Source organism: Maribacter litopenaei (assembly GCF_025244665.1).
In the GTDB taxonomy this organism is placed as follows: domain Bacteria; phylum Bacteroidota; class Bacteroidia; order Flavobacteriales; family Flavobacteriaceae; genus Maribacter; species Maribacter litopenaei.
This window is the reverse complement of sequence record NZ_CP104205.1, coordinates 2,472,635-2,497,933: the sequence shown is the minus strand read 5'-3', so window position 1 is coordinate 2,497,933 and position 25,299 is coordinate 2,472,635. Positions and strand designations below refer to the sequence as shown.

Annotated in this window: 15 protein-coding genes and 3 pseudogenes; 13 read left to right on the top strand and 5 right to left on the bottom strand. The window is 45.3% G+C overall.

Features of this window, described 5'->3' with window-relative positions; all coding sequences use genetic code 11:
• Nucleotides 1-94 precede the first annotated feature (94 nt).
• The 13 genes and pseudogenes from NYZ99_RS13490 (at nucleotide 95) to NYZ99_RS13435 (ending at nucleotide 20,072) form a co-directional block, all read left to right on the top strand.
• Nucleotides 95-3,451, top strand: coding sequence for a PA14 domain-containing protein (locus NYZ99_RS13490; protein WP_260571663.1), 3,357 nt, complete (start codon nucleotides 95-97; stop codon nucleotides 3,449-3,451).
• A gap of 29 nt (nucleotides 3,452-3,480) precedes the next feature.
• Complete coding sequence (locus NYZ99_RS13485; RefSeq protein ID WP_260571661.1) at nucleotides 3,481-4,149, top strand: immunoglobulin domain-containing protein; 669 nt, start codon at nucleotides 3,481-3,483, stop codon at nucleotides 4,147-4,149.
• 329 nt (nucleotides 4,150-4,478) lie between these two features.
• Nucleotides 4,479-6,647 (top strand): beta strand repeat-containing protein, encoded by a 2,169-nt coding sequence (locus NYZ99_RS13480; RefSeq protein WP_260571660.1) that lies wholly within the window; start codon nucleotides 4,479-4,481, stop codon nucleotides 6,645-6,647.
• Nucleotides 6,607-7,524, top strand: a complete 918-nt coding sequence (locus NYZ99_RS13475; RefSeq protein ID WP_260571657.1) for a hypothetical protein — start codon at nucleotides 6,607-6,609, stop codon at nucleotides 7,522-7,524. Before NYZ99_RS13480 ends, NYZ99_RS13475 begins: the two co-directional genes overlap by 41 nt.
• On the top strand, nucleotides 7,484-8,956 hold the full coding sequence (locus NYZ99_RS13470) for a beta strand repeat-containing protein (RefSeq protein ID WP_260571656.1): 1,473 nt from the start codon (nucleotides 7,484-7,486) through the stop codon (nucleotides 8,954-8,956). The genes NYZ99_RS13475 and NYZ99_RS13470 overlap by 41 nt, the downstream gene beginning before the upstream one ends.
• A complete protein-coding gene (locus NYZ99_RS13465) occupies nucleotides 8,856-14,549 on the top strand; it encodes a beta strand repeat-containing protein (RefSeq protein ID WP_260571653.1) in 5,694 nt (1,897 codons plus the stop codon). Before NYZ99_RS13470 ends, NYZ99_RS13465 begins: the two co-directional genes overlap by 101 nt.
• Nucleotides 14,550-14,570: 21 nt before the next feature.
• Nucleotides 14,571-15,785, top strand: a complete 1,215-nt coding sequence (locus NYZ99_RS22015) for an Ig-like domain-containing protein (RefSeq protein ID WP_338039016.1) — start codon at nucleotides 14,571-14,573, stop codon at nucleotides 15,783-15,785.
• The gene (locus NYZ99_RS22010; protein ID WP_338039015.1) at nucleotides 15,766-16,593 is read left to right on the top strand and encodes a T9SS type B sorting domain-containing protein; all 828 of its coding nucleotides are present in this window, start codon (nucleotides 15,766-15,768) and stop codon (nucleotides 16,591-16,593) included. Before NYZ99_RS22015 ends, NYZ99_RS22010 begins: the two co-directional genes overlap by 20 nt.
• A gap of 4 nt (nucleotides 16,594-16,597) precedes the next feature.
• Nucleotides 16,598-17,555, top strand: a pseudogene (locus NYZ99_RS13455) (PorP/SprF family type IX secretion system membrane protein).
• A gap of 193 nt (nucleotides 17,556-17,748) precedes the next feature.
• Nucleotides 17,749-18,288, top strand: coding sequence for an isopentenyl-diphosphate Delta-isomerase (idi, locus tag NYZ99_RS13450; protein WP_260571652.1), 540 nt, complete (start codon nucleotides 17,749-17,751; stop codon nucleotides 18,286-18,288).
• Nucleotides 18,278-18,685: a 6-pyruvoyl trahydropterin synthase family protein gene (locus tag NYZ99_RS13445; protein WP_260571651.1), complete on the top strand. Its 408-nt coding sequence runs from the start codon at nucleotides 18,278-18,280 to the stop codon at nucleotides 18,683-18,685. Before idi ends, NYZ99_RS13445 begins: the two co-directional genes overlap by 11 nt.
• A gap of 94 nt (nucleotides 18,686-18,779) precedes the next feature.
• Nucleotides 18,780-19,748, top strand: a complete 969-nt coding sequence (locus NYZ99_RS13440) for a type I phosphomannose isomerase catalytic subunit (RefSeq protein WP_260571649.1) — start codon at nucleotides 18,780-18,782, stop codon at nucleotides 19,746-19,748.
• Between the two features lie 54 nt (nucleotides 19,749-19,802).
• Nucleotides 19,803-20,072 (top strand): hypothetical protein, encoded by a 270-nt coding sequence (locus NYZ99_RS13435; protein ID WP_260571646.1) that lies wholly within the window; start codon nucleotides 19,803-19,805, stop codon nucleotides 20,070-20,072.
• Nucleotides 20,073-20,178: 106 nt separating this feature from the next.
• On the opposite strand, the gene NYZ99_RS13430 is transcribed toward NYZ99_RS13435, so the two are convergent.
• From NYZ99_RS13430 to NYZ99_RS13410, 5 genes and pseudogenes are all read right to left on the bottom strand, one after another.
• The gene (locus tag NYZ99_RS13430; RefSeq protein ID WP_260575329.1) at nucleotides 20,179-20,454 is read right to left on the bottom strand and encodes a hypothetical protein; all 276 of its coding nucleotides are present in this window, start codon (nucleotides 20,452-20,454) and stop codon (nucleotides 20,179-20,181) included.
• A 63-nt stretch (nucleotides 20,455-20,517) separates the two neighbouring features.
• Nucleotides 20,518-20,780, bottom strand: a pseudogene (locus tag NYZ99_RS13425) (DUF4369 domain-containing protein); the annotation flags it as partial.
• Between the two features lie 194 nt (nucleotides 20,781-20,974).
• A pseudogene (locus tag NYZ99_RS13420) lies at nucleotides 20,975-22,249 on the bottom strand (DUF819 family protein).
• A gap of 32 nt (nucleotides 22,250-22,281) precedes the next feature.
• On the bottom strand, nucleotides 22,282-23,085 hold the full coding sequence (locus tag NYZ99_RS13415) for a Cof-type HAD-IIB family hydrolase (RefSeq protein WP_260571643.1): 804 nt from the start codon (nucleotides 23,083-23,085) through the stop codon (nucleotides 22,282-22,284).
• A 531-nt stretch (nucleotides 23,086-23,616) separates the two neighbouring features.
• On the bottom strand, nucleotides 23,617-25,299 hold the full coding sequence (locus tag NYZ99_RS13410) for a DUF5916 domain-containing protein (RefSeq protein ID WP_338039014.1): 1,683 nt from the start codon (nucleotides 25,297-25,299) through the stop codon (nucleotides 23,617-23,619).

The following is a 25,299-nucleotide window of genomic DNA, read 5'->3' as shown; positions in this document are numbered from 1 at the left end:
CCCTTGTCCGAAGTATTTGGGGTAAATGAAATTTTTTAGGTACGCTTTCTTATTATTTTTTTACGCTGGTATGGTATCTGCCCAGCAGGTCTACATGGATGCATTTTCCAACAATGCCTACAACAATAATGATGGTAACTCTAATTTTTCAAATGATTGGACAGAAATCGATGTCAACGGTGGCGGGGCTACCGGCGGGAATATTTACGTAAGTTACGGAGAACTAGTTTTTGATAGGATCAACAGAAATGATGAAATTTCGAGAGGGGTAGATCTAAGCGGAATCACCAAGGATGTAGTGTTGACGTTTGATTATGACGCTACCAGTAGAGGAAATGAAAGATTGAGGGTTTATCTATATAATTCAACATCTAATAACTGGCAGAACATTACCACACTCCAAATTTCGACTACTGGGACAGTTACGTATACATTAAGTAATAATCAAAAATCAAATCAATCGGCTATTCGTTTTAGGAGTAGTTCCAATGACTGGGATGCGGGCGAAAGTATAGCCATTGATAATATCACATTTCGGATTGAGGATCAACCCCCGGTAGTGACCGCAACTGGGAATCAAGATTTTTGCCCGGGAACCTCATTACCCGTTGTTGAAACAATAAGTATTACTGATCCAGATGACCCAACTATTCAGGAAGTTTCGATACAGGTTTCCAATGGCTATGTGGATGGTGAGGATCTTTTGACGTTGACGGGTACACATCCTGCTATTACTTCCAGTTGGATTGCCAGTGAAGGGCGCTTGGTCTTAACCGGGCCGGCGACATCCACAGAGTTCGAAAATGCCGTTTTAGCAGTGGAGTATTCAAATAGTTCACTTAGTGCTTACGGAAGCAGGGATTTTTCGATTATCGTTGGTGACGCCTATTTTCTTCCTGATACTGGTCACTATTATCAATTTTTCTCGGATATCGGTATTACTTGGACAAGTGCTAGGGACAAGGCAGCTTTATCAACGTATTTTGGATTGCAAGGTTACTTGGCAACCCTAACTTCTGCCGAAGAATCTAATTTTGCAGGTTCTCAAATTTCAGGTGCTGGTTGGATTGGTGGTAGCGATGCCGCTGTGGAAGGGGAATGGCGTTGGGTTACAGGATCGGAAACGGGTACGATTTTTTGGAACGGGTTAGCAAATGGTTCTACACCCAACTATGCCTTTTGGAATACAGGGGAACCAAATCAATCTGGAGACGAGGACTATGCGCATATTACAGCTAATGGAACAGGTATCGATGGATCTTGGAATGATTTGAGTAATACGGGAGCAGGCTCGGGAGCATACCAACCCAAGGGATATGTTGTGGAATATGGAGGGATGCCCGGCGACCCCACGGTAAATGTTTCCGCAAGTACTACTATCAATATTACACAAGGATCCACCATCACTTCTCAACCTGCTGATCAATCGATTATAGAGGGAAATAACGCGACTTTCAACGCAGGTGCAACAGGTAGTAATTTGTTATTTCAGTGGCAAGTAAGTATGGATAATGGAGCAAGCTACAACGATATTGCTGGGGCGACAGGTGCTTCTGTGACCATAAATAATGTTAGTTTTTCAGATGATGGTAACCGCTACAGGGTTTTGGTATCTGAAAGTGGATCAAGCTGTGCCCAGGTCATATCAGATTTTGGATTGTTGACCGTAGTAAATGATTCAGATGGTGATGGATACGCGGATACAGTGGATTTGGACGATGATAATGACGGAATCTTGGACAGTGATGAAAACCCTGATTGTTCGGTAGCTAATTCATTGTTTTATGAATTTTATGATTTGGTACCTTCCGGGAACACTGTGGACAATATTCCTAATAGTGGAGCACTGGCCACTGGGTATGTTTCCAATTTTGATGTGGCCGCTCTTCAGAATAATGTTGACCCAGGTGATACGGACTCATTCTCCATAAGATATAGAGGTCAAATCGATATTACGACATCCGGAAACTATACTTTCTTCACAAATTCCGATGATGGCTCCAAGCTGTTTATCGATGGGGTCGAGGTGGTTGATAATGATGGCGATCACGGAGCAGTGGAGGTTTCTAGTAGTCCCATTAGTTTATCGGTAGGCCTTCATGACATTGAGATAACATATTATGAAAATGGTGGAGGGCAGACTTTACAGGTACTTTATCAAGGACCTAGCATTGCCAAACAACAAATGCCATTCTCGATCCTTTCAACAACTTCGGTGGCAAACTTGGTATATAATGGAGACTTCGAATCATTTTATTATGACGGATGGACGCGCACAGGGAATCAGTGGCAAGAACCTACAAACGACAGGGCTTTGTTCGAGGACTATTCGGCCGCCACAAGTACATTCGCACAAGACCTTACAACAGTAATAGGTACCACCTATACCGTAAGTTTTGATTTAGGTGTTAACACAGCCTTTCCAAACACCTCCAATTTTAGGGTGCTGGCTGCCGGAAACCAGTTGTATTCAGATACCTCAACAAATATTGAGTCAACCAATGGAGGAAGTAATATAATGGTTAATAGAACATTGACCTTTACGGCTACTGCCACTACATCAACTCTCTTGTTCGAAGGTTCCTCGGCTGTGGATTCGCATCACGAGTTTTTTGTGGACAATATCGCAGTATATGAACAATGCACTTCCGTGGATAACGATATTGATAATGATGGTATCGTGAATTCTCTAGACTTGGACAGTGATGGTGATGGTTGTCCGGATGCATTAGAAGGAGCTATTTCCAACTCACAGATAAATTTCTCAAGCCTTAATCCTGACGGTTCCCTGTCCGGAGGAGTGGATGCAAATGGGGTTCCTCTAATTGTTTCTGGAGGACAAGGTGGGGGGACAAGTGATGACCCTTTATTACAGGCAACCGAATGTAGCACCTGTAATTCATTAAATCCTGCTTATGTAGATACGGATTCTGACGGAGTAGGTGATTATTGTGATTTGGATGACGATAATGACGGGATTTACGACACGGAGGAATGTAGTACACAGTATCCTGACTTAAGTGGAATTTCCGGTGCATCACAACTTGATCCCGGTGATCCTGACTTTATGGTTTCCATGGCAAGCGATGGGAATTCATTCTCCAATACCCTTACTTTTCAGTCTCCAGTAGCACTTAATGGGGCTACTTCGGTAAACATTGAAGGAGAACAGTTGGGAGCTGAATTCCAAACCTTAAGAATGGAACTCAATTCAATTACAACCAATCAGGGCCTAACCTCCAATATACTCTATTCCAATCGAGAATTGGTCCAAGTGGTTGCTTCCAATGGTTTTGGTAATAGTAACATCAATCAATCTGATTCAATTGTAATTACAGCAGTAGGTGCGCCTGTAGGTTTCATATGGCAATTAAATAGCAGTTCCGATGCTGAAGTTACTGTGAATGGAAATACGGTAAGCATTACCGGGTCGCTAGTAGTGGAACCTTAGGTGCTGCTCCGTTTTCTACTTTTGATATCATGGCCAACATGCCCATCAGTGAAATTAGTATTACCTATACAAGTCTGATTAATTCGTCCCTTAATTCCGCTAGATTGTTGCTTCCGCTTTGCAGTGATCTGGATGGGGATGGAGCTATAAACAGTTTAGATATTGATAGTGATGGTGATTCTTGCAATGATGCCGATGAGGCTTATGGGGTAGCAGGAACCGATGCCGATGGTAATGGTATGTACGGTACTGGAAATCCTTCGGTAGGTTCCAATGGAGCTGTATTAGCTGCCAGCTATTCTCAACCTGTAGATGGTAATTCAAACACAACATATGATTTCTTGGAAGCAACGACGGCACCTGCCATTGCTTCAAGCCCTATTGACGTAACGGTTTGTCCAGGATGTACGGCAGATTTCATTGTTACTGCTAGTAATGTGGACACCTACCAATGGCAATTTTTTAATGGAACTTCATGGGTAGATTTGTCCGATACTGGAATTTATAGCGGTACTGATTCGGACAATCTAACCATTACAAACCCAAGTCCATCAGATCATAATAGTCAATACAGGGTAATAGTCTCTAATTACGGTTATGTCTGTTCGCTGGAAACTTCTTCTCCTGCCATCTTAAATATTAGGGTAAATAAGGTCATAACAAACCGTCGAATTACCTACAGGGTAAAAAAGAACTAACCGTTGAATTTTGTTTTTAATAATGTAGTTTTTGGATTACATATGGCCCTTTTCAAAGTACTGTGAATATTGGGCTAATCGATAAAGGACTCATCTTTTTTTTAGCATTTTGGAAAGACATAACCTCATTTTTCAAGAGCTAGACCGTGTGAAATTCCACTTACACAACAAATATTTCACTAGGCTGGGCTTAAATCTAATTTTGTAAGGAATTAATATGCCGTGGTCTGTCTGCGGTTGAAATGGAATACCGACCAACTATGGATTTGAACGACAATTATAACCAGGTCAATCATAAAATGACAAAGTACTTAAGTAAATATAAGGTGATGGATAAAAGAATTTTATGGATATTTTTATTGTTATCCGGATTCACGTTCGCACAAACGACCGTAACATTGGAAGATCAGTGTAATTGTGAGGTATTGCAAGGTACCGCAGTTACCGCCGCAGGGGCTATCACTCCGAGTGGGGCAGATCTAGGTGATTTGTACGTGAATACGAATACCGGGACTATCTTTTTCTGGGATGGCGATTCCTGGGAATTGACCTCCACTGATAATAATACGACCAATGCCAGTTTTACTGAAGATGGTACCAATTTGATATTGACCGATAGTGACGGTAACACGGTGACGATCGCCTTGGCGGACATCGCCGCCGCTACGGACACGAACACCACCAATAATGCCTTTTTGGTGATGGGTACAGATTTGGTCATGGTAGATTCAGACGGTAATATGGTAGGTATTCCTTTGGCCCAAATAGCGGCCTTGACCGATACGAACACGACCAACACCTCTTTGACCGAGGACGGTACGGACCTTATATTGACGGACAGTGACGGTAACACGGTGACGATCGCCCTGGCGGACATCGCCGCTGCCACGGACACGAATACGACCAACGCGACCTTCGCGGTGGTGGGTACGGATTTGGTCATTACGGACAGCGACGGTAATACCGTGAGCGTACCTGTGGCCGACATCGCGGCCTTGACCGATACGAACACGACCAACACCAGCCTTACGGAGGACGGTACGGACCTTATATTGACGGACAGTGACGGTAACACGGTAACGATAGCCCTGGCGGACATCGCCGCTGCCACGGACACGAATACGACCAACGCGACCTTTGCGGTAGTGGGTACGGATCTTGTCATCACCGACAGCGACGGGAACACCGTGAGCGTACCTGTGGCCGATATCGCGGCCTTGACCGATACGAACACCACGAACACCTCTTTGACAGAGGACGGTACGGACCTTATATTGACGGACAGTGACGGTAACACGGTGACGATCGCCCTGGCGGACATCGCCGCTGCCACGGACACGAATACGACCAACGCGACCTTTGCGGTAGTGGGCACGGATCTGGTCATCACCGACAGCGACGGGAACACCGTGAGCGTACCTGTGGCCGACATCGCGGCCTTGACCGATACGAACACGACCAACACCTCTTTGACCGAGGACGGTACGGATTTGATATTGACGGACAGTGACGGTAACACGGTGACGATCGCCCTGGCGGACATCGCCGCTGCCACGGACACGAATACGACCAACGCGACCTTCGCGGTGGTGGGTACGGATTTGGTCATTACGGACAGCGACGGTAATACCGTGAGCGTACCTGTGGCCGACATCGCGGCCTTGACCGATACGAACACCACGAACACCTCTTTGACAGAGGACGGTACGGACCTTATATTGACGGACAGTGACGGTAACACGGTGACGATCGCCCTGGCGGACATCGCCGCTGCCACGGACACGAATACGACCAACGCGACCTTTGCGGTAGTGGGTACGGATCTTGTGATCACCGACAGCGACGGTAATACCGTGAGCGTACCTGTGGCCGATATCGCGGCCTTGACGGACACGAACACCACGAACACCTCTTTGACAGAGGACGGTACGGACCTTATATTGACGGACAGTGACGGTAACACGGTGACGATCGCCCTGGCGGACATCGCCGCTGCCACGGACACCAATACCACGAACGCGACCTTCGCGGTGGTGGGCACGGATCTGGTCATCACCGACAGCGACGGGAACACCGTGAGCGTACCTGTGGCAAATATTGATACCAATACTACTAATAGTAGACTTGAAATAAATGGTTCCAATCTGGAACTTGAGGATTCTGACGGTACTATCTTATCCGTTTCTTTAGCAGCTTTGGCGGCGGCCACGGACACGAATACCACGAACGCGACCTTCGCGGTGGTGGGAACGGACCTTGTGATCACCGACAGCGACGGGGGTACGGTGAGCGTACCTGTGGCGGACATCGCGGCCTTGGCGGACACGAACACCACGAACACCTCTTTGACCGAGGACGGCACGGACCTTATATTGACGGACAGTGACGGTAACACGGTGACGATCGCCCTGGCGGACATCGCGGCCTTGACGGACACGAACACCACTGAACACCTCTTTGACAGAGGACGGTACGGACCTTATATTGACGGACAGTGACGGTAACACGGTGACGATCGCCCTGGCGGACATCGCCGCGGCCACGGACACCAATACCACGAACGCGACCTTCGCGGTGGTGGGCACGGATCTGGTCATTACGGACAGCGACGGTGGTACGGTGAGCGTACCGGTAGCCGATATCGCGGCCTTGACGGACACGAACACCACGAACACCTCTTTGACCGAGGACGGTACGGATTTGATATTGACGGACAGTGACGGTAACACGGTGACGATCGCCCTGGCGGACATCGCCGCCGCCACGGACACGAATACGACCAACGCGACCTTTGCGGTAGTGGGAACGGACCTTGTGATCACCGACAGCGACGGTAATACCGTGAGCGTACCTGTGGCGGACATCGCGGCCTTGACGGACACGAACACCACGAACACCTCTTTGACAGAGGACGGTACGGACCTTATATTGACGGACAGTGACGGTAACACGGTGACGATCGCCCTGGCGGACATCGCCGCTGCCACGGACACCAATACCACGAACGCGACCTTCGCGGTGGTGGGCACGGATCTGGTCATTACGGACAGCGACGGTGGTACGGTGAGCGTACCTTTGGCAAATATTGATACCAATACTACTAATAGTAGACTTGAAATAAATGGTTCCAATCTGGAACTTGAGGATTCTGACGGTACTATCTTATCCGTTTCTTTAGCAGCTTTGGCGGCGGCCACGGACACGAATACCACGAACGCGACCTTCGCGGTGGTGGGAACAGACCTTGTGATCACCCGACAGCGACGGGGGTACGGTGAGCGTACCTGTGGCGGACATCGCGGCCTTGGCGGACACGAACACCACGAACACCTCTTTGACCGAGGACGGCACGGACCTTATATTGACGGACAGTGACGGTAACACGGTGACGATCGCCCTGGCGGACATCGCGGCCTTGACGGACACGAACACCACGAACACCTCTTTGACAGAGGACGGTACGGACCTTATATTGACGGACAGTGACGGTAACACGGTGACGATCGCCCTGGCGGACATCGCCGCGGCCACGGACACCAATACCACGAACGCGACCTTCGCGGTGGTGGGCACGGATCTGGTCATTACGGACAGCGACGGTGGTACGGTGAGCGTACCGGTAGCCGATATCGCGGCCTTGACGGACACGAACACCACGAACACCTCTTTGACCGAGGACGGTACGGATTTGATATTGACGGACAGTGACGGTAACACGGTGACGATCGCCCTGGCGGACATCGCCGCCGCCACGGACACGAATACGACCAACGCGACCTTTGCGGTAGTGGGAACGGACCTTGTGATCACCGACAGCGACGGTAATACCGTGAGCGTACCTGTGGCGGACATCGCGGCCTTGACGGACACGAACACCACGAACACCTCTTTGACAGAGGACGGTACGGACCTTATATTGACGGACAGTGACGGTAACACGGTGACGATCGCCCTGGCGGACATCGCCGCTGCCACGGACACCAATACCACGAACGCGACCTTCGCGGTGGTGGGCACGGATCTGGTCATTACGGACAGCGACGGTGGTACGGTGAGCGTACCTTTGGCAAATATTGATACCAATACTACTAATAGTAGACTTGAAATAAATGGTTCCAATCTGGAACTTGAGGATTCTGACGGTACTATCTTATCCGTTTCTTTAGCAGCTTTGGCGGCGGCCACGGACACGAATACCACGAACGCGACCTTCGCGGTGGTGGGAACGGACCTTGTGATCACCGACAGCGACGGGGGTACGGTGAGCGTACCTGTGGCGGACATCGCGGCCTTGGCGGACACGAACACCACGAACACCTCTTTGACCGAGGACGGCACGGACCTTATATTGACGGACAGTGACGGTAACACGGTGACGATCGCCCTGGCGGACATCGCCGCCGCCACGGACACGAATACGACGAACGCGACCTTTGCGGTAGTGGGAACGGACCTTGTGATCACCGACAGCGACGGTAATACCGTGAGCGTACCTGTGGCGGACATCGCGGCCTTGACGGACACGAACACCACGAACACCTCTTTGACAGAGGACGGTACGGACCTTATATTGACGGACAGTGACGGTAACACGGTGACGATCGCCCTGGCGGACATCGCCGCCGCCACGGACACGAATACGACGAACGCGACCTTCGCGGTGGTGGGCACGGATCCTGGTCATTACGGACAGCGACGGTGGTACGGTGAGCGTACCGGTAGCCGATATCGCGGCCTTGACGGACACGAACACCACGAACACAAGTTTGACCGAGGACGGTACGGATTTGATATTGACGGACAGTGACGGTAACACGGTGACGATCGCCCTGGCGGACATCGCCGCCGCTACGGACACCAATACGACGAACGCGACCTTCGCGGTGGTGGGAACCGATCTGGTCATTACCGACAGCGACGGGGGTACGGTAAGCGTACCTGTGGCCGACATCGCGGCTTTGACCGATACCGATGACCGGACATTGAGTCTAACGGGGAATACTCCGGCCATAGTAGATGGAAATAGTATTGACCTTAGCGGTTACTTGGACAACACAGATTCCCAAACGCTGAGCATTACAGGGAACGACCTGTCGATTGCAGGCGGTAATACGGTTACCTTGCCATCGGCCGACGGATCTGAGACTATAGTAAATGGAGGAACTGACATAAGCGTAACGGGAAGCGGAACCAGTGGCGACCCATATATTGTGAACAATACTTTTACTGAAGTAGATGGTAGCATTACCAATGAGCTTACGGATCTGAGCCTGAGCGGCAATACCTTGACCCTGACCAATCCTGCGACAGGTGGTAATAGTGTAGACCTTAGCGGTTTTGTGAACACGGACGACCAGCAGATAAGCTTGAGCACAAATACATTGACCCTATCCAATGGAACCGGGGCCGATACGACTGCCGATTTGAGCGGTTATTTGGACAACACGGACAATCAGACGCTGAGCATTACCGGCAATGACCTATCGATTACGGGAGGCAACACGGTAACATTGCCAACGGCCGATGGATCGGAGACCATCGTAAACGGAGGCGGTATCAACGTGGTAACAGGTAGCGGTACCTCAGGAGACCCATATGTGGTGACCGGAACCGAGGTGGACGGTAGCGTGACCAATGAGATACAAGATATTACCTCAGGTGATGGGTCAATTACGGTAAACCAAACAGGAATAGATTACGATTTGTCCGTAAACTTTCCGACCAATAATGATAACGATGCAACCAACGAATACAATACGGGTAGTGGTATAACTGGAGGAAACTTAGAAATAACTGATGGTGGAGGTACGGAATCCGTGAATTTGATTAGTGGCGATGCAAATAATAACATTGGGGTTGGATCTGATGGAGCATTATACCTGAATGTTGCATCGGTATCTATAGCCGAGACCAACACCTCCCTGTCTTTTGATAGTGGAACCAATCAATTGACATATACCAATGAATTAGGAAACAATCCATCTATAGATTTATCATCTTTAGATAACTCAGGAACAGACAGTCAGACATTGAGCATCACCGGGAACGACCTATCGATTACGGGCGGTAATACGGTTACATTGCCAACGGCCAACGGTTCTGAGACGATAGTAAACGGAGGCGGTATCAACGTGGTAACAGGTAGCGGAACCAGTGGCGACCCATATGTGGTGACCGGAACCGAGGTCGATGGCAGTGTGACCAACGAGCTTACGGATCTGAGCCTTAGCGGCAATACGTTGACCCTGACCAATCCAGCTACCGGAGGAAACAGCGTGGATCTTAGCGGTTTCGTGAACACTGACGACCAGCAGATAAGCTTGAACACTAATACGTTGACCCTTTCCAATGGAACCGGGGCCGATACGACCGCCGATTTGAGCGGCTACTTGGACAACACGGACAGCCGGACATTGAGCATCACCGGGAACGACCTATCGATTGCCGGTGGGAACACGGTAACCCTGCCGACGGCCGACGGATCGGAGACGATAGTAAATGGCGGAACGGACATCAGCGTAACAGGAAGCGGAACGAGCGGTGACCCATATGTAGTGAACAATACCTTTACGGAGGTGGACGGAAGTGTGACCAATGAGATACAGGATTTGAGCATCAGTGGAAATACACTGAGCCTGAGCGACGATGTTACTACGGTGGATCTTAGCGGCTACTTGGACAACACGGACAGCCGGACATTGAGCATTACCGGGAACGACCTATCGATTGCAGGAGGGAACACGGTGACCTTGCCAACGGCCGACGGATCGGAGACCATCGTGAACGGTGGTGGTATCAACGTGGTAACAGGTAGTGGAACCAGTGGCGACCCATATGTGGTAACAGGAACAGAGGTGGACGGCAGTGTGACAAATGAGATACAGGATTTGAGCATCAGTGGAAATACACTGAGCCTAAGCGACGATGCCACTACGGTAGACCTTAGTGGATATTTGGACAATACGGACAATCAGAACTTGAGTATTACCGGGAACGACCTGTCGATTGCTGGCGGCAACACGGTGACCTTGCCGACGGCCGATGGATCGGAGACCATAGTAAATGGCGGAACGGACATCAGCGTAACGGGAAGCGGAACCAGTGGCGACCCATATGTGGTTAACAATACCTTTACGGAAGTGGATGGCAGTGTGACGAACGAGCTTACGGATCTGAGCCTTAGCGGCAATACGTTGACCCTGACCAATCCAGCTACCGGAGGAAACAGTGTAGACCTTAGCGGTTTCGTGAACACGGACGACCAGCAGATAAGCTTGAGCACAAATACATTGACCCTATCCAATGGAACCGGGGCTGACACTACTGCCGATTTGAGCGGTTACTTGGACAACACGGACAGTCAGACGCTGAGCATCACCGGGAACGACCTATCGATTGCAGGAGGGAACACGGTGACCCTGCCAATGGCCGATGGTTCTGAGACCATCGTAAACGGAGGCGGTATCAACGTGGTTACAGGTAGCGGTATCTCGGGAGACCCATATGTGGTGACCGGAACCGAGGTTGACGGTAGCGTTACCAACGAGATACAGGATTTGAGCATCAGTGGAAATACACTGAGCCTGAGCGACGATGCCACTACGGTGGACCTTAGCGGCTATTTGGACAACACGGACAATCAGACATTGAGCATCACCGGGAACGACCTATCGATTGCTGGAGGCAACACGGTGACCTTGCCAACGGCCGACGGATCGGAGACCATAGTAAATGGCGGAACGGACATCAGCGTAACGGGAAGCGGAACCAGTGGCGACCCATATGTGGTGAACAGTACCTTTACTGAAGTGGACGGTAGTGTGACCAATGAGATACAGACAATAACCTCCATAGATGGTTCCGTGACATTGACACAAACCGGTGATGACTACGACCTTTCCGTACCAGTTGCGGACGGATCGGAGACGATAGTTAACGGAGGCGGTATCAACGTGGTTACAGGTAGCGGTACCTCGGGAGACCCATATGTGGTGACCGGAACCGAGGTTGACGGTAGCGTTACCAACGAGATACAGGATTTGAGCATCAGTGGAAATACACTGAGCCTGAGCGACGATGCCACTACGGTGGACCTTAGCGGCTACTTGGACAACACGGACAATCAGACATTGAGCATCACCGGGAACGACCTATCGATTGCTGGAGGCAACACGGTGACCTTGCCAACGGCCGACGGATCGGAGACCATAGTAAATGGCGGAACGGACATCAGCGTAACGGGAAGCGGAACCAGTGGCGACCCATATGTGGTGAACAGTACCTTTACTGAAGTGGACGGTAGTGTGACCAATGAGATACAGACAATAACCTCCATAGATGGTTCCGTAACATTGACACAAACCGGTGATGACTACGACCTTTCCGTACCAGTTGCGGACGGATCGGAGACGATAGTTAACGGAGGCGGTATCAACGTGGTTACAGGTAGCGGTACCTCGGGAGACCCATATGTGGTGACCGGAACCGAGGTGGACGGTAGCGTTACCAACGAGCTTACGGATCTGAGCCTTAGCGGCAATACGTTGACCCTGACCAATCCAGCTACCGGTGGTAATAGTGTTGACCTTAGTGGTTTCGTGAACACTGACGACCAGCAGATAAGCTTGAGCACGAACACGTTGACCCTTTCCAATGGAACCGGTGCTGACACTACTGCCGATTTGAGCGGTTACTTGGACAACACGGACAATCAGAACTTGAGCATCACCGGGAACGACCTATCGATTGCGGGAGGGAACACGGTGACCTTGCCGACTGCCGATGGATCGGAGACCATAGTAAATGGCGGAACCGATATTAGCGTAACGGGAAGCGGAACGAGCGGCGACCCATATGTGGTGAACAATACCTTTACGGAAGTGGATGGCAGTGTGACCAATGAGATACAGACAATAACCTCCATAGATGGTTCCGTAACATTGACACAAACCGGTGATGACTACGACCTTTCCGTACCAGTTGCAGACGGATCGGAGACCATAGTAAATGGCGGAACTGACATAAGCGTAACGGGAAGCGGAACGAGCGGCGACCCATATGTGGTAAACAATACCTTTACGGAAGTGGATGGTAGTATTACCAACGAAATACAAACAATAACTTCCATAGATGGTTCCGTAACATTGACTCAAACCGGTGATGACTACGACCTTTCCGTACCGGTTGCCGACGGATCGGAGACGATAGTGAACGGAGGCGGTATCAACGTGGTTACCGGAAGCGGCACCAGTGGCGACCCATATGTGGTGACCGGAACCGAGGTGGATGGAAGCGTTACCAATGAGATCCAGGATTTGAGCATCAGTGGAAATACATTGAGCCTGAGCGACGATGCCACTACGGTTGACCTTAGCGGCTACTTGGACAACACGGACAGCCGGACATTGAGCATCACCGGGAACGACCTATCGATTGCCGGTGGGAACACGGTAACATTGCCGACGGCCGATGGATCGGAGACCATAGTAAATGGCGGAACTGATATAAGCGTAACGGGAAGCGGAACGAGCGGCGACCCATATGTGGTGAACAATACCTTTACGGAAGTGGATGGCAGTGTGACAAATGAGATACAGGATTTGAGCATCAGTGGAAATACACTGAGCCTGAGCGACGATGCCACTACGGTGGATCTTAGTGGCTATTTGGACAACACGGACAATCAGAACTTGAGCATTACTGGGAACGACCTATCGATTGCCGGTGGGAACACGGTAACATTGCCAACGGCCGACGGATCGGAGACCATCGTGAACGGTGGTGGTATCAACGTGGTAACAGGTAGTGGAACCAGTGGCGACCCATATGTGGTAACAGGAACTGAGGTGGACGGTAGTGTGACCAACGAGGTGAACACTGCTTTTTCAGTAACAAATAATGGTGTTGAAGATGTACTAAGAATTACAGATAGTAATGGCAATTTGGATGTTGCATTGAGTGCTTTGGGCACCGATGACCAATTAGCTTCTGAAGTGGATTCCGATACTCCTGTGGATGTAGACGGTGATGGAGTTACGGATGATACAGTAGAAGATGTAATACAGGCTATCGCTCCAATAACATCAAAGGCGGCACGGATTTTCTATCCACCTTCCATAGCAATCGATGCATCTGTACTTATTAACGATACCACCGTGGATCTTTATCAGGAATACCTAGATCAGTATGGCGGTTCCGCAGCTAACTTTACGGCAAGCGCAGGTGCGCCTGGAACGGTACCTACTTATGGTAGAACAGAACTATACTACTATGTAACCTATGCAGATCCGGCGGTTTTGAATATAGATTTGATCGGAGCGGATGGTGTTATGCAATACGATGTAATAGGAACTCCACCGGATTATAACTCCTTGATAAACGTGGTATTCGTAGTAAAGTAATCAGATAAAGGCCAAATCGGTTTGAAAAAAATCAATCTACATAAATCCATATTCCTGGGCATTGTATTTACAATGTTCGGGATGTTGGTATCAAATGCCCAGTTTTTGCTTCAGGCACCTAATTCCACCGATGAAAACAATTATCGATGGTACGAGGCTTCGGATACCAGTACCGTTTTAGGAACAGATTTTTTCTTTGAGGTAACCGCACCCGGTATTTACTTTGCCACCTATGATGGTACTCTTTGTGGATCAAATGCCACTGGTTATTTCATCGTTACTGATTGTAATAATCCTGATAATCAGGTTACCTTGGACATTACCAATAATGTAACCGGTGGTGCAACAGTAACATGGTCACCTGCAGTAAGCGGAGACCCCACTAGGCCGACTGTTACTGCTACGGATGCCGTGGTGAAATATACGGCCACAGTTACTAAGGCAGGTAATGATTTTGCCCTACCTAACTTTACGGTCGTTTGTTTGCCTCAGGCCGCAACCTTGGTGGACGATATTGTTTCTGTTGACGAAGACACTTCCGTAATCGTGGATATTTATGCCAATGATTCCGATCTGCCAAATCCCGGTGCTTTGACCACTACTACACCATCCAACGGTACGGTCACCATAGATGATAACGGGACGCCCAACAATCCTTTGGACGATGTACTCACCTATATACCAAACCCAGATTTTAATGGTGCGGATAGCTTTGATTATACTATCTGTAACAGTTTTGGCGATTGTAGTACGGCAACTGTAAGTATTGATGTGCTTCCAATTGTAGATACTTTTGATGATAATATTGCCATTTTGGTGAATGAAATTAGGGTAATCGATGAGTGGGTTTTGAATGACAATGATATTCCTACTATCGGAACATTTAGTATTACACAGCCCACGAGTGGTTCAGCGACTATCGATGATAATGGTACACCTAATGATCCATCGGACGATACAATTACCTATTTCCCAAATAATGATTTCGTCGGTACAGATGGCTTTGATTATACCCTTTGCGACGATGTAGGAAATTGCAGTACATCTACGATTACCATAATCGTAAGTCCGGCAAATGCGGATTTGGATAGTGATAACGATGGAATACTGGACAGTTTTGAGGATTTGAATTTGGATGGTGATAATGATCCCGCCACAAATCCTACAGATACCGATTTGGACGGCTACCCTGATTATCTAGATATAGATAGTGATAATGACGGTATTCCGAGATAACGTAGAAGCTCAGACAACATCAGATTACATCGCTCCTAGTGGAACGGATGCAAATGGAAATGGAGTGGACGATGCCTATGAGGCTAATGGAAATCTTGGAATATTCCCAGTGGATACTGATGGGGATAGCCTACCTGACTATTTGGATGACGACAGTGATAATGACAATGTACCTGATAGCATAGAAGGACATGACCATAATCAAGATGGTATGGCCGATTTTACCTTGTTAGGTTCAGATGTGGATGGAGATGGTCTTGATGATGGATACGAGGGAAGTAATACCAATGATATCGATGTAAACGATGAACTGGATAATCCATTTGACCAGTTACCTAATACCGACAGTGATCTGGAGTCCGACTATCGTGATACCGACGACGACGATGATGGTATAGAGACTATTGATGAAGACTTGAACTTGGACGGTGATTATGCAAACGATGATACAGACGGCGATGGTACCCCGAACTATTTGGATAGTGATTTAGGAGAATTATCTGAACAAATAGAGGTCTTTAATGTAATAACGCCAAATGGTGACGGTGTACATGACGTATTGCGAATTGATGGGTTGGAAAATTATCCAAACAATACCATAAGAATCTATAACAGATGGGGCGTATCCGTATTTACAACAAGGGCCTACAATACTGAGGGTAATGTTTTTGATGGAACTTCACAAGGTAGGGTAACCGTGGAGCAGAGCAATAAATTACCTGTGGGAACCTATTTCTATATACTGGACTACGAGGAACCTAACGGAGATATGAAACAGCTTTCGGGTTATATATACATAAACAGATAAGGGGATGTTAGACAGCAAAAAATTAAATGTGGATTTTGGCTTTTCTATAAAAAGTGTATTGGTCCTTTTATCTTTATGGATTGGAACCTCGGTACTTGCACAGCAGGATGCCCAGTATACACAATACATGTATAACACCGTAAGCGTTAATCCCGGTTATGCAGGTTCTCGAGGACAAGTTAGTATTGCAGCTTTACACCGTTCCCAGTGGTTGGGTTTGGAGGGGGCTCCCACAACACAAACCTTCAACATTCATTCCCCTATTGGTTATAAAGGACTTGGATTGGGATTGTCCATTGTAAATGATAAGATAGGACCCACTTCAGAAACCAATTTTGATGTAGACTTTTCCTATACGGTTTGGACTTCTGCAGAGGGCCGTTTAAGTTTTGGTTTAAAGGCAAGTGCCAACTTATTGGATGTACGTTTTTCGGAACTCAACCAGTTTACGACCGATCAGACCCTTCAGCAGGATATAGATAACCGTTTTACTCCCAACATTGGTGCAGGGGTATATTATCATACGAATAAGTTTTATGCGGGTCTTTCAGTACCTAGAATTTTGGAGACATCCCATTTTGAGGAATCTTCATTGAGTACGGCGAAGGAACAAATGAACTTTTATTTTATTACGGGATATGTTTGGGATTTGAATCCAATGTTAAAGTTTAAACCAACCCTGCTTACCAAGGTAGTGCAGGGAGCGCCTTTACAGGTAGACCTTTCGGCAAATTTTATGCTTAACGAACGATTTATTTTAGGAGGTGCCTATCGGTGGGATGCGGCATTCAGTGGTATGGTCGGATTCAATATCAATGGTAACTTTTTGATAGGTCTCGGCTTATGACCGTGAAACAACTGAATTAGGCAAACAGGCCTTCAACGACGGTTCATTTGAAGTTATTCTTAGATATGATTTTATATCGAGCAAGAACAACCTCAAATCACCTAGGTTCTTCTAATACTACTTTTTTCATTTTTTCTTTCATCTGTTTATTTTATTGTTTTTCATAGGTCATTCTTCGACTATGCTCAGCACAGGGATGTAATTCGCCAATAACAATCTCGGTGGGCATCAGGACTTTCGATGGCTCATTTCTTATATTTTTCCTAAAGGCTTCGAATAGAAATGCTCAAAGGCCTTATTTTTACAGGATGAAGGAAGAAGAAGTAATTCTAGTCGACAAAAACGATAATCCAAGGGGAACCATGCCTAAAATGGAGGCCCATGAAAAAGCGGAGTTGCATAGGGCGTTTTCCGTTTTCGTTTTAAACGACAAAAATGAAATCATGTTGCAACAAAGGGCGGCTCATAAATATCACTCCCCTCTTTTATGGATCAATACCTGTTGCAGCCATCAAAGAGTAGGGGAGTCCAATTTGGAGGCAGGGAAGCGTAGGCTTCAAGAGGAAATGGGTTTTGAAACGGATCTAAAGGAACTTTTTTCATTTATCTACAAAGCACCTTTTGATAATGGTTTGACGGAGCATGAATTAGACCATGTAATGATTGGTTATTTTGATGGGATCTCAAATATTAATAGGGATGAAGTTGCTGATTGGAAATGGATGACTCCCAAAGAAGTAAAATTGGATATGACTAAAAATCCTGATAGCTACACTGCATGGTTTAAGATAATTTTTGAAAAATTTTATCAGCATTTAATCGATAATTTGGTACAAAATGAAAGTTAAGGTCAGTAGAAAGGCACATTTTAATGCGGCACATAGACTCTACCGAGCAGATTGGGACGATTCAAAAAATTGGGAGGTTTTTGGTAAATGCAATAATCCTAATTTTCATGGCCATAACTATGAATTGGTTGTCAGCGTCACCGGAGAGATTGATCCGGAAACTGGTTTTGTGATGGATATGAAGGAATTAAAGGACCTTATTAAGGACAAAATCGAGGACGCATTTGACCATAAGAACCTGAACAAGGAAGTGCCGGAGTTTCAAAATTTAAATCCAACCGCAGAAAATATCGCAGTCGTTATTTGGAACAGGTTGAGGCCTAGTATTGAGGAAAATAAGGATTTGGAGGTCGTTCTATATGAAACTCCCCGTAATTTTGTAACCTATTCGGGTTAACCCCATTCCTTTAAATTTTACTTGAGGACATCAATTTGATCCAAATATTATAGATAATATTGCGTTCATTAGTATGATGTATAAATCTACCAATATGAAATTTTATCCTTTAAAATTCAAACCAATTTTAAAAGAACGACTTTGGGGAGGAACCAAATTAAAGGACACATTTGGAAAACCAAGCACGAGTGCTATAACGGGGGAAAGTTGGGAACTTTCTACGGTGAAAGGGGATGTTTCAGTTGTTGCCAATGGCGAACTTGCCAATACTTCACTTCAAGAATTAATAGAAAAATATCCCGAAGAATTATTGGGTAAGAGCGTAGTGGAACGATTTGGAACTGAGTTTCCAATACTGATTAAATTTATAGATGCTAAACAGGACCTTTCCATTCAACTACACCCTAATGACGAATTGGCACAGGAAAGACATAATTCCTTTGGCAAAACAGAAATGTGGTATATTATGGATGCTGATCCTGGAGCGGAATTAATTGTAGGCTTTAATAAGGATGTTTCAAAGGAGGAGTATTCCAAGAGTCTAGAAAATGATACGTTACTGGACTTGTTGAATTATGAAAAGGTCAAGGAGGGTGATACATTTTTTATTAATACGGGAAAAATACATGCCATTGGTGCCGGGGTCCTTTTGGCCGAAATTCAACAAACTTCAGATGTTACCTATCGTGTTTTCGACTTTAACAGAAAGGACAAAGATGGAAATTTGAGAGAATTGCACACAGAACTGGCCTTGGACGCAATTGATTATAAAAATAAGGATGATTTCAAGGTAGAATACCCTAAAGGAATGAACTCTGTAAACAGTATGGTGGACTGCCCTTATTTTAAAACCAACTTCTTGGATTTAGACAAAGACCTCAAGTTTGAAACTAAAAATCGAGATTCCTTTACTATTTATATGTGTGTGGATGGGGAGGCACTAATTGAAAACGAATTTGGTAAAGTAAGTTTAGAAAAAGGAGAAACTACGCTTTTGCCGGCAATCACTGAGGAGATAGCTATAAAAACTACAGGGGTTAAATTACTGGAAGTTACTATTTAAACTTTTGCAAATATTCTAAGGTTAAATTGTACTTTTGTTCAAAATTTAAAACAAATGGCAAGTATTAAAAATTTGAAAAAAGATATAAATAATGTCCTTGGTGATATTATTGAAGGTGTCTACATAGTTGAAGAAGCGAATGGAGTTGGTCCATCAAAAGAGGGAACAGCTATAATAGATGGTGCTATTGAAACTTTTGATGAGCTGATTGCCAAGGTTAATCAAGATGATATTGAAAACAAAAAGGCCCATTTTAATGGGATAAGGATCGAATTGGAAACCAAGGCCAATCAATTGGTGGATAAATTAAATAGTATGGCTTAGCAATAGCTTTCACCATAAAGCAAAAAGCATCCTTTTCGGATGCTTTTTTTATTGCTTGTTCTCCAACAGTTTTTTCAGTTCCTTTCCATACTTGGAATTGGCTACATCACGGAGAAAGAACATTATATATAGAATCCGGATATTTTATATTGGCATCTGGAATTTCCTTAGTTGCGATATAAGGGGCAATGTACGAATCCTTGTTGTTCAGGGCAAAATTAATGGAATAGGCATACCCTCTCTTTGTATTCTTTACACTTACCTGTTCCAAAGAGTCTATTGCGGCTTGGTCCAAAGGTTCTTCGGATTGTGAGGCCTTTAGCATAATCTCCATATTCCTTAAATTAATATTGGACAATGCTTTTTGATATTCCTCTAGCATTACCTGGGAAGGTGAACCTGTAATTTCCGCCGTGGTATCAAAGGTATTCCAGTCTGAATTAATAGTGATGGTACCTGGTTCAGCAAAAAAAGTAATTCGGTCATTGATGTCGTTATTGTCCTTTTTATTTAAATACAGATAATATATTTCGGGCTTTCCAGGAAAGTCGATAAACTAAACGTGCCGTCGCCATCAATTTCTAGGGAGTCCACCGAGACCAAAGTGGTATCTGTCAAATGCTGTAAATAGAGTGTTCCTTTTTTTAACCCTCTAACCTTTCCATTTACGATTAGGTTATCTTCCTTATCGCTTCCGCAAGAAACCATAAAAAGTATAGACAGGATAACAACAACTTTTTTCATAGATCAAATTCTTAAAACTTTTTTTATTTCGAGGAACTAATGTGTAAATCGCAGTCAATTGGAAATAGGACAACAGCTGCAATTGTTTATTAACTCATTTCATTCAGGGGGCAAATATCATTAAATTTTTAAAGAAAATGCAATTGAAAAATTAAATACTATAAGCTGGAGGCTACTTCCATTAAGTAAGCACATAGCAAGGCACCTGCAGTACCTACAACATACCCCAATACGGCCAATAGAACACCTACCGAAGTCAAGGAGGGATGAAATTCTGCTGCGACTACCGGCGCGGAAGCGGCACCGCCCACATTGGCTTGGCTACCCACGGCCAAAAAGAAATATGGCGCCTTAATGATTTTGGCTACTAGAATGAGTAGCAATGCATGTACGCTGATCCAAACAAAACCAATGGCAATAAGACCTGGATTCTCCAAAACCTTGCCCAAGTCCATTTTCATACCAATGGTAGCCACCGAATATAAATGAACATTCCACCAATTTTACTTGCCCCGGCACCCTCATAATTCTTCGCCTTTGTGAATGACATAGCTATACCCGCACAAGTAGATAGTACCACCATCCAAAAGAAACCGAGACCCCAAAAAGGAAAGAAAACTTTTCTTGTCACTGACGGCTTCAAAATTTGATATTAGGAATTCGCTGATATGATCTCCAAAAAAGTGGGAAATTCCTACGGCTGTGAAGGCCAAACAAAGCATGATCATATAATCTTGGAGCGTTGGCACCCGGGTAATTTTCTCCGTAAACTCGGTTACCTTTACTTTTAAGGTTTCAATGGCAGAGGTATCGGCCTTTAACCATTTATCGATTCTTTTCGTTTTGCCCACGCCCAATAGTATCACGGCCATCCAAATATTAGCAACAACGATATCGATAAGTACCATTCCCCCATATTTCTCTGGGTTGTATTTAAAAATTTCGAGCATGGCCGCCTGATTGGCCCCGCCACCGATCCAACTTCCGGCGATGGTAGCCAGTCCTCTCCAAACCGCATCAAAATCGTTACCGCCAACTGTTTCTGGAGAAAATATGGACACCAAAAGTATGGCCAGTGAATCCCCGATGATAATACCAAAACTACCCGTTAAAAACATGATGATTGCTTTCGAACCCAAATTACTGATTGCCTTAAGGTCAATACTCAGTGTCATCAAAACCAGCGCTGCTGGTAACAAATACCTACTGGCCATAAAGTAAAGGCCTGAAGTATCATCCGATATCAAACCGGCACTTGCCATAAGCGCAGGTATCAAATAACACATAAGCACTGCAGGTACAATTGAATAGAATTTTTGCCGTAAACCAGTTTTTAGATTGGAGGTATAAAATATAAAGCCAAGGGCTAGTGCCAAAAGGCCAAATACAACGGTATCATTAACAATCAAAGGTTGATCGACAGGGTTGTCCATAATGAAGAATTTTCCTTGGGAACCAAATATACTTAAATAAGTAGATGTTGTTCAATGTATTGGGCAACTCCGTTCTCAGTATTACTGGAAGTAATAAAATTGGCAATTTGTTTCACTTCCTCCCTTCCATTGGAGACCGCGACACCCCAACCAACATGGGTCAACATTTCAATATCATTGTAATTGTCACCAAATGCTATGACATCCTGTAGTAATTCACCAGAATGCAATAGTTTTTGTATAGCTGTTAGTTTTGATACCGATTTTGGTGCGATTTCTATGAGGGTATCATTGGATCGGTACAAATTAATCTCATTCTCGAATTTTTCCTGAAGTATCGGCATTAAAGCATCCGCGGTAGATTTGGTACCCATGAGCATTATTTTATGTATTCCACTTTTTTTGGTTGCCCATTGCTCTAGAGTGTTTAAGGTTGGCTGAAATACCGGGTTGGTCTTGGTGTATTTTATTTCCTTTTCGACCCTTTCCGATGTTTTGGGTACATGCCATTCGTTATAAGCATATAGGCCTAAATCGGTACTGTGCTCTTCACAAACTTCATGGATTTCCTTTACCACATTTAAAGGAATGGTTACGGAAAGCAGTTCCTTGGCACCATCCAATACCAATGCGCCGTTATAACTAATTATTGGTTGGTCTAAAATTCCCAAATCCCTCTGTATATAATACATACCATTGGGCATTCCGGCAGAAACCAAAATGATTCGAGCAGCTTGTTTTATTCTGCCAATCTGTGAAATGGTGTATTTTGATACATCACTTTTGGTCGACAATAAAGTTCCATCCAGATCAGAGCATAGTAACTTGAACTTCATACTAAATATTTAACCAATAAGATAGCTTTAAATTTATGGATCTATATTTTGGCTCGAATTGGCTTACGGCATAATTATCATTATACACTATAAACAAATCGGAGAGCGGTGCAAATCGCCACTGCAATCTAGAATTAATGCCCAAGTTATCCCGCTGATTACTGTATTGAATCAAAGTGACCAAAAAATGGATTTGCTAAAGGTAAGGTCCATCCGTGGGCTTATTAACCGAGATATTGGCACTTGAATAGGGTTCGGGTAAATCTATTTGATCATAATTAAATTGGAGGGAAATCGATGCTTTAGGTTGAAACCTCATGGCCATAGAACCTTCCATTGAAAATCGATTTCCATTAAAAAAGCGTCCCACAGTGGACTGGATGGCATATGAAAAAAGTTTTCGCTGATCGGATTGAAATCCTGCCTGAACACTATTATAATGATAATTTTTGTTAGCTGGGAGAGGTATAGCACCCTCGGTCCGTGTCGGATCAAAAGAATCGAACAAGAACGTGAAAGTATTCGTGTACTCTACTCGTGCCTGTGATTGATTATTGAATTGAATTTCATAACTGTATTGAAGATCATAATCTGTATTTTTAAAATCCATGCTAGGGCTCCATCGTATATTTGTAAATGACCGAAGCGTATGGTTCTGGACAATTCCTTTTCTTGGCCGAATACCCGTTCCAGGCTAAAGAGCGTCTTAAACAGATCGGTTCTTCGCACAAAGCCTAAATCCGAACGAAAGTCCTCATCAATAAAAGTACCTTTGGCGAATACATTTAATTTTCTTGTATTATATCGAATTAGGGCACTAGAGGCAAAGTTCCCCACATTATCATCCGGTTGAAAGGATTTATGGGTTATGAACGATCCATTCCATGTGTTATCCTTAGAGGCCAAGTTATAGTCAACACCTAAAACTCGATTGTATTCGTCTTCCCTTTCTACAAAATCATAATCCTTGAAAGACTCCTTATTTATAAAAAAAACACCTATGTTGGATCGTGAGAAAACACGCTGCTGCAATGCCAACATCGTGTTATTATTTGATGGAATTCTATTATCTAAATCTTCCGCGGTCTGAATATTCAATACCCCAACCCTCAAATCGTTGGTCAGCTTTCCACTAAGCCGTACGCCACCAAGAATATTATTTTCTATGGTATTCCCAACGGTGTCCCTCGCGATACCAATACGTCTTGAGAAAAAAGGACTAAAGTCAAAACCGTTTCCAAAACTCGCAAAAAGATCATTGTTGTCTATGAAAAATTGACGACGCTCCGGCAGTGCAATTTCGAAGCGCGTGAGATTGGTGATAAAATTATCCACTTCTACGGTCGAAAAGTCCGGATTTATTGTAAGATCCGGATTTAAGCTATTCCCAATAGAAACTTTGGCATCTGCACCAACTTTAAAATTATCCAGGTTTTCACCATTATCAAAGTCCTTGGCGCTAATACCATTTACATAGGGTATTATAGCGAAAGGCGTTCTAGACTTGCCAAGAGGTTTCTCAAAAAGGAGTTCGCCCATAAAGGCAAGATTATAGATAAGTTGATTTTGAGGTATTCTGATCCAAGTACTGCGTTCGTTGGATTGTGTTTCGATACGATAGGAATTGAACCGCCATTTGGTAGCGCCTTCTTCAAACTTTAAAGAGGTGAGGGGAATGACCATTTCCGCAGTAAAGTAATCATCATGAATTTTAGCATTACCTTTCCATTTTACGTCCCAGGATAGATTAAAGTCACTTTGGTCGGCACCTCCATTTGCAATGAGGCCTTCACGGCGTACACCATAGGGATTAATACCAAATGAAAAAGCGTTAGTGCCATCGTTGAAGGTATCAAAAACAAGCGTAAAGCTATCACTTCCGCTTCCTCTAAAATCACGTTGCAGTGATTGAGTTGCGTAGTTTTTTCCACTTGAATATGCTTTTATTCCAATATATAAGTTCTTTTCGTCGTATAGAATTTTAATTTGGGATTGCTTTTTGGCCTGAACTGAATCCAAGGGAAAATACTCCCAAAAATCTTCAGCCATACCGGCAATTGCCCAAATGGGTTCGTCCAACAAGCCATCCGGAGTGATTTCCTCGGTAATGAACTTGACATTGATTTGTTTGGTCTGTTCTTGGGCAAACGCGCAAAACGAAATGATAAATGAAAGAAAGCTAAGAGTTGTTTTTTTGGTAGAATTAAACGACAT